Origin of the sequence: Streptomyces sp. NPDC057565, assembly GCF_042801455.1 — a bacterium.
In the GTDB taxonomy this organism is placed as follows: Bacteria; Actinomycetota; Actinomycetes; order Streptomycetales; family Streptomycetaceae; genus Streptomyces; species Streptomyces yanii.
Window position 1 is genome coordinate 1 of sequence record NZ_JBHVFU010000107.1, and the last position, 13,775, is coordinate 13,775.

The 13,775-nt window shown below is 68.6% G+C and carries 11 protein-coding genes and 4 pseudogenes; 11 read left to right on the forward strand and 4 right to left on the reverse strand.

The window, feature by feature from the left end; translation table 11 throughout:
- Positions 1-105: 105 nt before the first annotated feature.
- The 8 genes and pseudogenes from ACFU8W_RS50345 to ACFU8W_RS50380 all read left to right on the forward strand — a co-directional run.
- Positions 106-264, forward strand: a pseudogene (locus tag ACFU8W_RS50345) (transposase); the annotation flags it as partial.
- Positions 265-320: 56 nt separating this feature from the next.
- Positions 321-848, forward strand: a complete 528-nt coding sequence (locus tag ACFU8W_RS50350) for a DinB family protein (protein ID WP_384052563.1) — start codon at positions 321-323, stop codon at positions 846-848.
- Positions 849-952: 104 nt separating this feature from the next.
- Entirely contained in the window at positions 953-1,474 is a 522-nt protein-coding gene (locus tag ACFU8W_RS50355; RefSeq protein ID WP_384052564.1) for an AAA family ATPase, read from the forward strand.
- A 300-nt stretch (positions 1,475-1,774) separates the two neighbouring features.
- Positions 1,775-3,985: a telomere-associated protein Tap gene (gene tap, locus ACFU8W_RS50360; RefSeq protein WP_384052565.1), complete on the forward strand. Its 2,211-nt coding sequence runs from the start codon at positions 1,775-1,777 to the stop codon at positions 3,983-3,985.
- Positions 3,986-3,994: 9 nt separating this feature from the next.
- Complete coding sequence (gene tpg / locus ACFU8W_RS50365) at positions 3,995-4,549, forward strand: telomere-protecting terminal protein Tpg (RefSeq protein WP_384052566.1); 555 nt, start codon at positions 3,995-3,997, stop codon at positions 4,547-4,549.
- 361 nt (positions 4,550-4,910) lie between these two features.
- On the forward strand, positions 4,911-5,654 hold the full coding sequence (locus tag ACFU8W_RS50370) for a VOC family protein (protein ID WP_384052567.1): 744 nt from the start codon (positions 4,911-4,913) through the stop codon (positions 5,652-5,654).
- Between the two features lie 294 nt (positions 5,655-5,948).
- Positions 5,949-7,139 (forward strand): NAD(P)/FAD-dependent oxidoreductase, encoded by a 1,191-nt coding sequence (locus tag ACFU8W_RS50375; RefSeq protein WP_384052568.1) that lies wholly within the window; start codon positions 5,949-5,951, stop codon positions 7,137-7,139.
- A gap of 10 nt (positions 7,140-7,149) precedes the next feature.
- Positions 7,150-8,088 (forward strand): sigma-70 family RNA polymerase sigma factor, encoded by a 939-nt coding sequence (locus ACFU8W_RS50380; RefSeq protein ID WP_384052569.1) that lies wholly within the window; start codon positions 7,150-7,152, stop codon positions 8,086-8,088.
- A 227-nt stretch (positions 8,089-8,315) separates the two neighbouring features.
- On the opposite strand, the pseudogene ACFU8W_RS50385 reads toward ACFU8W_RS50380, so the two are convergent.
- Together ACFU8W_RS50385 and ACFU8W_RS50390 are read right to left on the reverse strand one after the other, a co-directional pair.
- A pseudogene (locus tag ACFU8W_RS50385) lies at positions 8,316-8,558 on the reverse strand (glycoside hydrolase family 15 protein); the annotation flags it as partial.
- Between the two features lie 86 nt (positions 8,559-8,644).
- Positions 8,645-8,902 (reverse strand): glycoside hydrolase family 15 protein, encoded by a 258-nt coding sequence (locus tag ACFU8W_RS50390; protein WP_384052573.1) that lies wholly within the window; start codon positions 8,900-8,902, stop codon positions 8,645-8,647.
- Positions 8,903-8,954: 52 nt separating this feature from the next.
- Between ACFU8W_RS50390 and ACFU8W_RS50395 the strand changes: the two are divergent.
- Positions 8,955-9,128, forward strand: a pseudogene (locus tag ACFU8W_RS50395) (beta-propeller fold lactonase family protein); the annotation flags it as partial.
- Here ACFU8W_RS50395 and ACFU8W_RS50400 read toward each other — a convergent pair.
- Complete coding sequence (locus tag ACFU8W_RS50400; protein ID WP_384052570.1) at positions 9,103-9,912, reverse strand: universal stress protein; 810 nt, start codon at positions 9,910-9,912, stop codon at positions 9,103-9,105. The pseudogene ACFU8W_RS50395 and the gene ACFU8W_RS50400 sit on opposite strands and share 26 nt — an antisense overlap.
- A gap of 341 nt (positions 9,913-10,253) precedes the next feature.
- On the opposite strand from ACFU8W_RS50400, the gene ACFU8W_RS50405 reads away from it, so the two are divergent.
- Together ACFU8W_RS50405 and ACFU8W_RS50410 are read left to right on the forward strand one after the other, a co-directional pair.
- Positions 10,254-12,554, forward strand: coding sequence for a discoidin domain-containing protein (locus ACFU8W_RS50405; RefSeq protein WP_384052571.1), 2,301 nt, complete (start codon positions 10,254-10,256; stop codon positions 12,552-12,554).
- 204 nt (positions 12,555-12,758) lie between these two features.
- On the forward strand, positions 12,759-13,301 hold the full coding sequence (locus ACFU8W_RS50410; RefSeq protein ID WP_384052572.1) for a GNAT family N-acetyltransferase: 543 nt from the start codon (positions 12,759-12,761) through the stop codon (positions 13,299-13,301).
- A 216-nt stretch (positions 13,302-13,517) separates the two neighbouring features.
- Here ACFU8W_RS50410 and ACFU8W_RS50415 read toward each other — a convergent pair.
- Positions 13,518-13,658, reverse strand: a pseudogene (locus ACFU8W_RS50415) (alkene reductase); the annotation flags it as partial.
- Between the last annotated feature and the right edge of the window lie 117 nt (positions 13,659-13,775).

The following is a 13,775-nucleotide window of genomic DNA, read 5'->3' on the forward strand; positions in this document are numbered from 1 at the left end:
GCGAGAAGACACGATCACGCAAGGGCCGCCCAGCTGTCAGGCGAACGACGAACCCCACCAAGACATGATCTTGGTGGGGTTAATAGTCAAGCTTAGGGCGCGTACTTGGTTGCGCATGACGGGTGGGAGTTCATCGAGCCTTACCTGCCGATCGGTGGGTAGGGCCCGTACCCCGAGCGGTTGCGGCAGCAGTTCGAGGGCGTGATCCGGTGGTTCAGGACGGGCGGGCAGTGTCGGGAGATGCCGGGGGAGTTCGGTGCCTGGCCGAGCTGCCGTACTGCCTGCTTGAACCCTCCGAGGTGGCGGTGCAGGGTGGATCTATGACATGGACAGCACCACCGGTCGAGCGCACCAAGCAGCTGGGCGGCCTGGGAGGCGTAGCCGAGCGTCAGATGTTGGAGGGTTGGCTGATCTGGCATCGGGAAACGTTGCTGGTCAAGTGCGCCGGGCTCGAGCCGGCTCAATTGGCGTGGACGACCGTAGAGCCGTCGAACCTCACCCTCCTCGGCTTGGTCCGACACATGGCGGAGGTGGAGCGATGGTGGTTCCGGCGAAGCTTCGCGGGTGAAGCTATTGGCGATGTCTTCACCGGCCCGTCAGATGGCGATGAAGGTCTCGACGGAGTTCACGCAGCCGATGCGGAGCGAGACTTCGGACTGTTCCAGACCGAGGTCCAAGCGTGCGACGCGGCGGTGGCCGGGCACGACCTCGACGAGACCTTCATGTCCTCTCGGGGAGTTTCTCTCAGCCTGCGCTGGGTCTACGTGTTGATGATCCAGGAGTACGCCCGCCACAACGGCCACGCCGACTTCCTGCGGGAGCGGACCGACGGGGCAACGGGTGACTGAGACATCTGACTCTGATGGTCGACAACACCCTGGGAAATGCCGAAGCCGTACCGGATTCTGCCGTGCCCGTTCCCGCGGCCCGTACGGCGCTAGCATTGAGTCCCATGATCGTATGGATCAATGGCACCCACGGTGCAGGCAAGACGACGACCAGTCCACTCGTGCAGCAACTGATCCCGGATTCAAGGGTGTTCGATGCCGAGAAGGTAGGCGAGACACTCATGGACATCACGCCGGGGCTGCCCGGGACGGACAACTTCCAGCACTGGCCGCCGTGGCGGCAGCTCGTCGTCGAGACCGCCCGCCGCGTGCTCGACTACACCGGCGGCACTCTGGTGATCCCAATGACTGTCCTGGTCGAGCAGTACTGGCGCGAGATCAGCACGGGCCTCGCCCAACATGGCATCCCGGTAAGACACTTCGTCCTCCACGCCGACCAGGAAACCCTCCGTGGGCGCATCGAGGGGGACACTCTTATGGGTCCCTCCCCGTTCCGCCTCAAATACCTTGAGCCCTACGCCGAGGCGGCCCGCACGTGGCTGCACGGGGAGGCCGAGGTCGTCGACACCGCGCACCTCACACCCGCCCAGGCCGCCCTGCGGATCGCAGAGGCCGTCAAGAGTTGAGCTCCGCCCGCCACGCGAAAACAGCCGCAGGTGGCAACAGGGAAGGACCTTCCGCCAAGTAGAGCGCGACTCTTGGGGATCGTCGAGCTGCGCAGCCTGCCCGGGCTGGGCCGAACCCCTAGAACTCGTCGTCGTTCCGTGGACTACCGATTGGCCCGGAGTTCCCGTACCCGGGCGTCGATCGAGGACTGTTGCGCCGCCCCGGAGCGACGGGTCATAGGCGTCTTGGTATACGCTTATTGTACGGAGTATGTACGCGTAATATGCGTTCCTCGCGGTACGATGGAACCGGAGGTTCTCATGTCCGAGTTGTTCGAGGCGGTCGACGCCCTGATCGCGTCCGCGTCCCCACTGCCCCCGCCCGCCGAGCGGGAGCGCCTGCGCAGGGCCCATGGGCTGACGCAGGACCAGGTCGCCAAGGCACTCAAGGTGCGCCGGGCCACGGTGGTGTCGTGGGAGAGCGGGAAGACCGAACCGCGGCCCCCGCAGCGCGAGGCGTACGCCCGCTTGCTGGAAAAGCTTGCCGACCTCTACCCCGTCAACGCGACTGCGCCCATCCAGGTCACCGATGCGGAACCGGCGGACACGGCTGCTGAAGCCCGTCCCCTGTCCCCGGGGCCATCGGCTGAACCTGACGCCCCACCACAGTCCCGTGCCCCCATGCCGACGCCGGCGCGGGATGCCACGCAGGCCCGTTCCGCGAGGACCTCAAGGCCGACGTCGCCGCCACCGGCCGTGAAACGGTCAACCCCGCGGCCGGCCACGGCCCGGGTGGCCGCCGATCCGCGCTACGCGAACGGTCCGCTCGGTGTGCTGGACGGCGACGGCTCGCTGTACTGCATCGGCGGACTCGTCCTGGACTGTCCCGCCACGACCATCCCCGCGCTGGTCGACTGGACCCTGACCGAAGCGCACCTGGGTGCGCCGCGCCTGCACCCGTCGGGCAAGGACGCCGACCCTCTGATCGTCCTTACCGGCGCGGCCGCCGAACGCCTTGGCCTGCCTGAGCGGCTGGAGGACCGGCGCGGCCTGCGGCTGCCCGAGGACCACAAGGTCGTCAAGCAGATCACCAAGGCGAAGTGGAAGCTGACCCGGCGCGGGTTCGGCCCCTGGGCGCGGATCTACCGCCCGGCGCAGCACGGGCAGCGCCAGTGTGTGCAGTTCGCGGTCCTGCCCTGGGGCGCTCTCGACTCCCGCTCCTGGGGCACCACCGACCACCTCGCCCCGGCCGCCATCGCCGACGTGCTCGGCACCTACGCGACCCGCGTCATCACCCCCCGCGGCTCCACCGCCGTCTCCGGTCTGGAAACCATGACGGCGCTGCGCCCGCCGACCCGTGCCGTACGCGACGAAGACACGGGCAGCTGGGTCTCCGGACCGGTCCCCGGCTCGCTCACCGAACCCGTCGACCCGGCCCCGGTGGAAGCCCCGGATCAGCACCCGGTCGTCGCCGCCCGATACCCGCGCACCCATCAACGCACCCCGGACGAGGTGCTCGACGAGGAGGCGTACGAGTGGACGCGTGACCCGCAACTGCTCACGGACGCTGAGTGCACCCGCAGCTTCGCGGTCGGCATCGACGTCAACACCGCTTTCCTCGCCGCCGCGAACCGACTCGTCGTGGGCCTGGGCGCACCGGTTCACATCGCGCAGCCGGCATTCGACAAGAAAACCCCCGGCAGCTGGCTCGTCGACCTGTCCGGCATCGAACTGGACCCGCGCCTGCCCAGCCCCTTCACCCCGCACGGCACCCGCCCCGACGGGCCTGCCTGGTACGCGACACCGACCGTCGCCTACGCCGCCGAACTCATCAGCACCTACGAGTTGCCAGTCACTCTGCGGCCGTTGGAAGCATGGATCCGCACGGAGTCCGGCGCGTACCTGGACCCTTGGTACAAGCACCTGGCCGAGGCGTACAAGCAGACGATGGCCGACCTCGGCGTCGTCACCGGGATGACCGAAGCTAAGTTCCTGACCGCCATGGAGACCCACAAGCAGACCGATCCCGGCATGGCCGCGGTCCTGTCCGCGATCAAGTCGACCGTCAAGGGCGGCATCGGGAAGTTCCGCGAGGGCCCGCAGGGCGCCAGTTACAAGTTCGGCGAGCGGTGGCCGGCGCTGGAACGCCCGACGTGGCGCCCCGACATCCGCGCCGCGATCATCTCCACCGCCCGCGTCAACATGCACCGCAAACTGCTGAAGACGGCCCTCGCCACCCAGCATGCTCCGGCCCCTGCCGGACACCTGATGCTCGGCGAGGACGCCTTGCTGCCGATCGCGCTGCTCTCGGACTGCGCCGTCTACCTCTCCGACGGGCCGTCCCCGTTGGACGTCCTGCCGCACACCGCCGACGGGAAGCCGACCCCGGGCACGTTCCGGCTCGGCGTCAGCCCCGGCATGGTCAAGCACGAGGGGACCCAGGAGATGCTGTGGGCCGTCGCGATGCTCGACGAAGGACATAACCCGGCCCGGCACATCAAGGGCACCGACGCCGCGATCGACGGAGAGTAGGAGCACTCGGTGGGCATCCTCGGAGACAGCCTCGACAAAGCCACCGCCGGCACGGCGACCCGACCGATCCCGAAGTCGGCCGGCGCGCAGATGCGGTTTCTGGTCAAGCAATACAAGAGAACACGGGCCGTCGCCGAACTACTGGGCATCTCCCAGCGCACCGTCGAACGGTACGTCAAGGACCAGTTCAAGAAGCCGCACGCCGACCTCGCGGCCCGGCTCGCCGATCAGGTCCGCATCCGGTGGCAGCCCCGGGTCAAGGAGAAAGCGAGGAAGCAGGCCGCCACCTCCACCGGCATCGTCGTCGAGACCCGGGCACGGTTCGGGTTCACCGCCGCACCGGGCAGCACCGACGACGGACGCATCCGGCTCATCACCCAGCACCTCCCACCCCAGTACGCCGCCCGCCTCTTCGACGCACAAGCCGCCGGCGCCACCGACCAGCAACTCCAGGCCGTCATCGCCGAAGGCCTCCAGGAGCAGTACTTCAAGGACCGCGGCCGCCGCGCCGAAGGCCTCGTGGTCGAGTTCACCGACATCGACTACGTGGAGCTGGACTACTAGGGCGTGTGTCGGAAGTCCCGCCGTCCGCCCGAAGGGTGGGCCCGGCGGCGTCCGGTGCGTGCGATCGCAGGGCGGAGGGTCGTCCTCGTACGGGACGTACTCGGGCGAGCCCGACAATGCAGCGTGCGTGCCGGGCGGTGCGACGGGGCAAGGCTTGCCGGGCGGGGCACTAGGTTCATAACGGAGGCCTGAGGCACCCCTGACTGCTGTGAATTGGCGCTTCACATGGCGAGTGAGCAGTCCACCTGGCTGGGCTGAAGCGCCCTAGTCGGCGAGCGGACCATTGCGTTGGTCGGAGTGTTGATCTCTGTTTGGCGACGGTGCCTGCGTCGTCGCAGACCGGGTGCATAGGATCGCCGGCATGGCACTGCGACCTGTTCAGGTGAACATAAAGGCTCTTGATGACTCGGCGGTCGGCCGGTTCTGGGCGGAGGCGCTCGGCTGGAGTGTTTCCAGCGAGGGACCCGGCGTGACCAACGTTGAACCCGGCGGCGACTTCGTTTGGCCGGACCCGGTCGCCGTCTGCATCGACGTCGTTACCGTCCCGGAGCCCAAGACGACAACAAAGAACCGTGTGCACCTCGATCTCGCCACCACCTCTGCGGCCCATCAGGCGGAGTTGGTGGCGCGCCTCCGGGCTCTCGGTGCGACGCCCGCCCACGTGGGCCAGGGCGACGTGCCGTGGACGGTCCTCGCCGACCCGGAGGGCAACGAGTTCTGCGTGCTGGAGCCTCGGGAGATCTACCGGGACACCGGGCCGATTGCCGCGGTGGTGGTCGACTGCGTGGATCCGCAGGCCATGGTCCGGTTCTGGGGTGAGGCGATGGACTGGAGCCTGCATGTGGTGACTGACGATCATGCGGTGTTGCGCTCCGCCAAGGGTGTCGGCCCGTATCTCGAGTTCCTCCGCGTGCCCGGCGTGAAGACCGTGCCGGACCGCGTCCATCTTGACCTGCTGCCGTACCCCGGTGACGACAAAGCAGCGGAGGTGGCCCGGCTGCGGGGCCTCGGCGCCACCGACCTCGACCTCGGCCAGGGCGACGTCCCGTGGACGGTCCTCGCCGACCCGGAGGGCCACGAGTTCTGCGTCCTCGGCCCGTCCTGACGCGGAGCCTCAACGACACTCTGACACGTGAGCCTTGTGCTCATGCGCCACGACCCCGGGTGGGTTGGGCTGCGGCGTCTCGGTCGATTCGGGCGGCGCGAGCTTGCCTGGAGGAGGGCGAGATCAGCTCGCTCGCCAACCACAAGGCTCAACCCGCCAACTGACGTGCTCAGTCGAGACTGCGACTGAGCACGTCAGTTGAGCGTTGTGGTGACCCGAGTCACACCCGGATCCTGTCAGCAATCGGGGCGCCGTCTCGTTCAAGGGGCACGCGAACGAGACAGGAGCAACGCCATGAAGCACCGCATCGTCGTACTCGGCGCCGGATACGCAGGGGCCTTCGCCGCCGGAAACCTGGCCCGCCGGCTCTCCCCCGCCGACACCGAGATCACCGTCGTCAACGCCGCGCCCGACTTCGTTGAGCGGATGCGGCTCCACCAGCTCGCGATCGGCCAGGACCTCGCGTTCCGCAAGCTCGCCGACGTATTCGCGGGCACCGGGGTGCGGCTGTGCCTGGCGCGCGTCACCGGCGTCGACCCCGAGCGCAGGACCGTCGCCGTGACCGGCGAGGACGGCGACGGCGAGCTCGCGTACGACACGCTTCTCTACGCCCTCGGCAGTTCCGTGGCCCACCATGACGTCCCCGGCGTGGCCGAGTACGCCTTCGACGTGACCGGCCTGTCCTCGGCGCTGCGTCTGCGCGAGCGCCTGGCCGGACTGGGCGAGGGCGGCACCGTGTTGGTCGTCGGTGAGGGGCTGACCGGCATCGAGACCGCCACCGAGTTCGCCGAGTCCCGGCCCGACCTCTCGGTCGCGCTCGCCGCCCGCGTCGAGTTGGGCGCCTGGCTCTCCCCGAAGGCTCGCCGTCACCTGCGCCAGGCCTTCGACCGGCTCGGCATCACCGTCCACGAGCACACCGGTATCGAAGCCGTCGAGCCGACACGGGCGATCGCCGCCGACGGTACGTCCATCCCGGCCGACGTGACCGTGTGGTCGGCCGGGTTCGCCGTGCACCCCATCGCGGCTGCCAGCGGCCTGGAGGTCGCCGAGACCGGACAGATCGTCGTCGACCGCACCATGCGCTCGGTCTCGCACCCGGACGTATACGCCGCAGGTGACTGCGCCTACGCGATCGGCGAGAACGGCCGACCGCTGCCGATGTCCTGCGCCTCGGCCGGCTTCACCAACATGCAGGCGACCGCCGCGATCATCGCGCGCCTGACGGGCAGTGAGGTCCCGACCACCGGGCTGAAGTACTACGGCAACCACATCAGCCTCGGGCGGCGGGACGCGATCTTCCAGATGGTGGACGGGGACGTCCGGTCGAAGTCCTGGTACCTGGGCGGCCGGACCGCCGCGCGGCTCAAGTCGGGCGTGCTCAAGGGGGCCGGGTGGAGCATCGCCCACCCGACCTTCGGCATGCCGAAGCGCAAGCGCCGCCTGGCCACCGGACCTGACCGGGTCGGTGTGCGGGTCGCCGCATAGGCTGTTCCGCATGGACAGCGCAGCCATCGATCGGTTCGAGGCCAGCCGGGACCGGCTGGCCTCCCTCGCGTACCGTCTGCTCGGCTCGGCGGCCGACGCCGAGGACGCCGTGCAGGACGCGTTCCTGCGCTGGCAGGCCGCGGACCGGGGACGTATCGAGGTGCCGGAGGCGTGGCTGACCAAGGTCGTCACCAATCTCTGCCTCGACCAGCTGCGCTCGGCACAGGCGCGCCATGAGCGCGCTCTCGGAGACTGGCTGCCCGAGCCACTCCTCGAGGGCGACCCGATGCTCGGCCCTGCCGATACCTTCGAGCAGCGCGAATCGGTGTCCTTGGCCGTACTGACCCTCATGGAGCGCCTCTCGCCGGTCGAGCGGGCCGCTTACGTCCTGCGCGAGGCCTTCTCGTACCCCCACGCCGAGATCGCCGGGATCCTCGACATCACCGAGTCCGCGAGCCAGCAGCATGTCCACCGGGCCCGACGCCGGGTCGCCGCCGAGCGCCGCGGCGGCGACGAGGTGGACCCTGCGTCCGCGCGGCGGATCGTCGAGGAGTTCCTCGCCGCCGCCACGTCGGGGCGCACCGAACGGCTGGTGGCGATGCTCACCGCCGACGTGACCGCGGTCTCGGACGGCGCCGGACTGGCCAGGCGGCTGCTGCGGTACAAGACGCGCGAGCGCGTCGCCTCCTACGTGCGGGCCGGCTTCAAGCCCACTCCGGCGAAGCGGCGGCTGGCCGGCGGCTCCCTCGCGATCCACGTCGCGCTGGTCAACGGCTCCCCGGCCGTCCTCGCCGTGGTCGACGACCGGGTCGTGGGCGCCGTGGCGTTCGAAGTCAGCGACGGCAAGGTCGCGTCCCTGCGCGGCATCGCCGCCGCGGACCGGCTCGCGCGCCTCAATGAGGCCTGGCGGCAGCACGAACCCGACGCGCCGGTCATCAACGCATGGTGACCGGAGCCACCGGAATCCAGTGACCTGAGTCGGAGCGGGGACGGCACCCCTTCGGCCCCGCGCTGCACAGCAGCACGGGGCCGAAGCACGTCGGTCTCCCGAACAGACCGGCGCGCTTGCTCAGGCGCCGCTCCGGTAGAGCGTGGCCGGTCGAGATTCACACCACTGGCGATGATGCCGATGTGGCTGAACGCCCGAGGGACGTTGCCCATGAACTCTCCGGTGGTTGGGTGGATCTGCTCCGACAGCAGTCCGAGCGGGTTGGCCCGCGCGCACAGCGAGGCGTACAGCTCCGCCGCCTCCTTCCTCCGACCCTGCCCGATCAGGTTGTCGACCAGCCAGAAACTGCACAGCACGAAGGCGCCCTCGTCGCCGGCCAGGCCGCCGGGGGACTCGGGGTGCGGGTAGCGGTAGAGGAGCCCGTCACCGGCCGACAGGCGCTTGGTGATGGCCGCCGTGGTTGCCACCATCCGCGGGTGATCGGCGGGGACAACCTCACGCAGGGGCAACGCGAGCAGGCTCGCGTCCACGACGCCGCCGCCATTCAGGTGCACGCTCAGGGTCTGCGCATCCTCGTCCAGGACTGTTCCAGGATCAGCCGGTGCAGCCTGTCGGACTCGGCCCGCCACTGGCCGATGTGCCCCGGGAGGCCATGCCGCTCACTGATCTGCACCGCCCGGTCCACGGCAACCTGGCATCGCCCGGCCGAGTAGGTGAAGGCGTTCCCCTCGTTGCGTACCTCCCGGATCCCCTGGTCCGGCCGCCGCCAGGCCTGCCCTGCCGTGGCCGCGAGACTGGCCAGGGCATCCCACAGCGGGACTGGATCTCACCACCCGAAAGCAGCCACTGGTCGGCGCAGTCCCAGGGCGTCGGTGTCGTGCGGAGGTCGGTGGCCCCGCGATCTGGTCCTGGATCCGTCGGGGACGCGTCTGTACGTGGCGAACGAGCATTCAGGTGACGTCACATGGCTGGACATCGACTCCACAACGGGCATCCCTCACCGCGTGGGTCCGGTCATGCCCTGCCACGGACGACGGTGACGGGGCAGTGCGCGTGCTGCAACAGCGCCTGGCTCACCGACCCCAAGAGCAGTCCGGCAAAACCGCCGCGCCCCCTGGCTCCGACGACCAGGAGCTGCGCAGTCTTGCTCGCCGCGATCAGTACCTCGCGGGTTTCGCCGCCCACCACGTCGTGTCTGACCCTGACGTCCGGATACCTCTCCGTACGGCCGGCGAGTGCCTGGGCCAGCAGACGCTCCGGGCTCTCGGGGCCCGTACCGAGCGGCGCATAGTCCGGCAGCCACGCGTGCACAGCCACGATCTCAGCCCCGCGCAGCGCCGCCTCAGCGAAGGCGAAGTCGACCGCCTTCTCACCGACCGGGGAGCCGTCGACACCCAGCACGATCGGCCCGGCGCCGGCCTGTTCCTCACGGACCACCAGCACCGGACACTGGGCGTGGGCGGCCAGTGACACCGCCGTTGATCCCAGCAGCATGCCGATGAAGCCACCCATACCCCGGGAGCCGACGACCACCAGGTCCGCGGCTCGCGACTCAGCTTCCAGCACCGCCACCGCGTCGCCGGTCACCACGGCCTCGGTGACCTCCACCTCGGGCGCCACGCTCTGGGCATGCTGCGCAGCCTCGTGCACCAGGCGATTGAGCGGCGACGGGTCCAGCGGCGCATACATGGGCCTGACGGGCCAACTGAAGGCGTGCACCACGCGCAGCTCAGCACGACGCCGCTGGGCTTCCCCCGCAGCCGCTTCCACCGCGGTAAGACTCGACGACGAGCCGTCCACTCCCACGACAACCAGATTTCCCACCGCTCCTCCATCACTCGCTTCAGCTTCCAACCTTTACCCCGGCGAGGCGTTGCTGCCATCTGGCGAAGCCGCAGCGGCAGTGCCGAGTTCCATCAGCTGCACATCTGCGCACAGCGGGTTCGACGACGCCACGAGTTGGCCGACCCGAGCGGGGACCTGACCCTCGACGACTCGGGTGCCGTGGCGCTCAGAGGTCTGGACCAAGTGGTCTAGACCTCAACTGGAAACTCCGGTATACCTTCTTCAATTCCGCTCGAACGGAGGTTGGAGTGCGCATAAACAGACATGCTGCTCGACTGGTCAGAGCGATAGCGCTCGGCTTGTTCGTGCCCCTCCTGGCAGTGCCCTCAGCAGGCGCCGAACCCGTCCCCGCGAACACCGATGTCAACCCCCGACCCGCCGTGGTGCCCGCTCTTCAGCAGTGGGAGGGTGGCACGGGTTCGTTCGAGTTGCGCAAGCACAGCCGGATCGTGCTGGCCAAGGAGCAGGCCGACGAACTCGACGACCAGGGCGCGCAACTCTCGGCCGAGATCGAAGAGGTGACAGGGCACAAGCCGGCCGTGTCCCCCCGGATCCCGCAGGACGGCGACATCGTCCTGTCGATCGATCCCTCCCTCGCCGACGCGACGGGTGGCGCCCGGTTCGCCGAGGAGGGGTACACCCTTACGGCCACCGATCGCAACGTGACGATCACCGCGCCGACCGCGAAGGGTGTCTACTACGGCACCCGCAGCCTTCTGCAGATCCTTCTGCTCGACGACGGCCGCGATTCCGTCCCCGTGGGCACGGCCGTGGACTGGCCCAACTACAAAGTCCGCGGCTTCATGCTGGACGTCGGGCGGCGGTTCTTCACCGCCGACTACATCCGCGACTACCTGCGGGTGATGGGCTGGTTCAAGCTCAACCAACTGCAGTTGCACCTCAACGACAACGGTTTCAAGGGCGACAAGCCCTGGAGCGAGGTGCAGGCCGGCTTCCGGCTCAAGACCGACAACCCCGAGCTGGCCGGGCTGGCTTCCCAGGACGGGTCCTATGACCGCGCCGACTGGGACTCCTTCGAGGACACCGCCGCCGCGAACGGCGTCACGATCATCCCCGAGATCGACGCGCCCGCCCACTCGCTGGCGTTCATCCGGTTCCGCCCGTCGCTCGGCCTCAACAACGGCCAGTCCGACCACCTCGATCTGTCCAAGCCTGAGACCACCGAGTTCATGAAGTCGGTGTTCGACGAGTTCGTGCCCTGGTTCCGTAGTCCCGATGTGCACTTCGGCGCCGACGAGTACACGGTGGACAAGCCCCGCTACAAGGTCTACTTCAACGAGATGGCCGCCCACATCCGCGCGCTCGGCAAGCAGCCACGGGCCTGGGGCAGCCTGTCGGTCATGGCGACCAACAGCGACGGTTACGACCGCGACGTGACCATGAACAGCTGGAACAACGGCTGGTACGGGCCGCAGGCGCTCAAACGAGACGGCTACTCCTTCATCAACACCAACGACGCCCTGCTCTACATCGTCCCGTTCGCGGGCTACTACCACGGCCACGGGCTGGACGGTAAGTACCTCTATGACCAGTGGGAGCCGAATGTCTTCCCCGGCGGGCAGAGCGTGGCCCCTCGTGACCCGCAGTTGCTCGGAGCCATGTCGGCGGTGTGGAACGACCTGACCGAGGCCACCTACTCGGAGTCGGACGTGCACGGGCTGGTCGAGCCCACGTTCGGCACGCTGGCTCAGAAGATGTGGAGCGGGACCAAGGCCGATATGCCGTACAGCGCCTTCCTCGACACGGTCCGCAAGCTTGGTGTGGGCACCGGGCTGACGAAGGTCTCCACGACACTCGCCGCGTCGGCGTCGGGAGAGGTGAGCCTGGGGAAGGAGGCGACCGCCTCCGCCGGTGAGGCGGCCGCGGCCTTCGACGGGGTGCGCACCACCAACTGGGCCAGCGGTCCGGGAGATGAGGCATGGCTGCAGGTCAACCTCGGCAAGCCGGTCGTGGTCAGCAAGGTCGAGCTGGACTGGGGACCCGACTACGGGCGGGACTACGAGGTCCAGGTGTCACGTGACGGCGAGAAGTGGACCACCGTCGCGAGCCGTACCGGCCGCGAGGCCGCGGGAGTCGACACTCTGACGTTCGATCCGGTCACGGCACGGCACGTACGGCTCGTCGGCACGCAGGCCGGCAAGAAGCAGAACGGGTACGCCCTGTGGAGCATGCGCGTCTTCGAGGTGCCGGACCTGGCGCTGCACCGGCCGACCACCGCTTCCTCGACCGAAGTGGCGAGCCTGGGACCGGAGAACGCCACCGACGGCGACGGCAGGACCCGATGGGCCAGTGCCTACCGCGACGATGAATGGATCCAGGTCGACCTCGGCTCCCCGCAGGCCGTCCGGCGTGTCCTGCTCGACTGGGAGAACGCCTCAGGTCGTGACTACGACATCCAGGTCTCCGGCGACGCCGCCAACTGGAAGACGGTGGCCTCGGTTCGGGGCAAGCCGTCCGGCGCCCGCGTGGACGAGCTCACTGTGGATCCGGTGACCGCCCGGTACGTGCGCATGCAAGGCATCAAGCGGACAACCAACTGGGGCTACTCGCTGTGGCGCCTGGAAGTTCGTTCCATGAGCCCGGAGCCCGACCCCGCATAGCCCGCGAGTGGGCACTGAGGCTTTGAGATCACGAGAGATCCGCACCGGTCGTGGCGTCGCCCGTGCGACTGGCGCGGATCCCTCGAGCCGAGGCTTCCACGCTCCCGCTCAGAATCTGGATTTTACTGCAGATGGGACTAGGGCGTGTATCGAGAGTGCCTGGTGAGGATGACGGAGAGCCCATTTGTGATCCAGACTGATTGGATGGTCACGCTTGAGACTCCCCGTTTGATCCTGCGTCGCTGGCGCGAGGAAGACGTTGCGCCCATGGCTGCCGTCAATGCCGACCCCGAGGTCATGCGGTGGATCCGTGACGGCAGCGTCCGTGACGAACAGCAGACTCGCAGCGGGGTCCAGGCATGGGAGAGCGAGTGGGACTCACAGGGCTTCGGCCTGTTCGCCGTGGAGATCCGGTCCACTGGCGAGCTGGCCGGGTTCACCGGCCTTTCGGTGCCCGACTTCTTGCCGGAGGTACTGCCGGCGGTTGAGGTCGGCTGGCGGCTGGGACGTTCCCACTGGGGGCAGGGCTTGGCCACCGAGGCCGCTGCGGCCGTTGTACGGTTCGGGTTCGAAGAGCGGGGGCTGGAGCGGATCGTCAGCATCGCTCAAGTGGGCAACGACGCCTCCGAACGGATCATGACCAAACTGGGGATGCATCCGGTCCGTGAGACCGTCAATCCCACCTGCGGTCGGCGAGTACGGGTGTTCGAGTTGTCGTCGGACCAGTACGTCACAACCACTCGTTGATGGCGGCAACGAGGACGGTAGCCTCGTAGCGGAGGTGCTGGGCTGGGTTGCATGATGGGCCCGGTGGTCACGCAGTACCCGCGAGTTGCTGCAGGAACTGGGGAATGCTGATCCCGGCCCATAGTTCGACGATCTCGCCGTCCCTGACGACGTAGACGGTCGTGCCGGTGAGGGTGGCGGTATGCCCGGCGGAGGGAGCGCCGAAAAACTCGCCGCATCGGCTTCCTCGGCGCCCTGGAGCCCTCCGCCGGGGGAGAGGCGGATGCCGAGCTTGTCCGCGTCGACTGCCTCGACGGTCGCAGCCGCGGCCTCGACGGCGAACCGGATGCGGCCCGCGACCGTGCCGCCCCAGCGGTCCTGGCACTGCTTGGTGTTGGAAAGTGGCACTGCTCGGCGTGTGCTGTCGCAGGACATCCGGCGGCCGCCGTTGCACTTTTCGGTGCAACGGCGGCCGCGTCGGCAGGGGCCGTTACT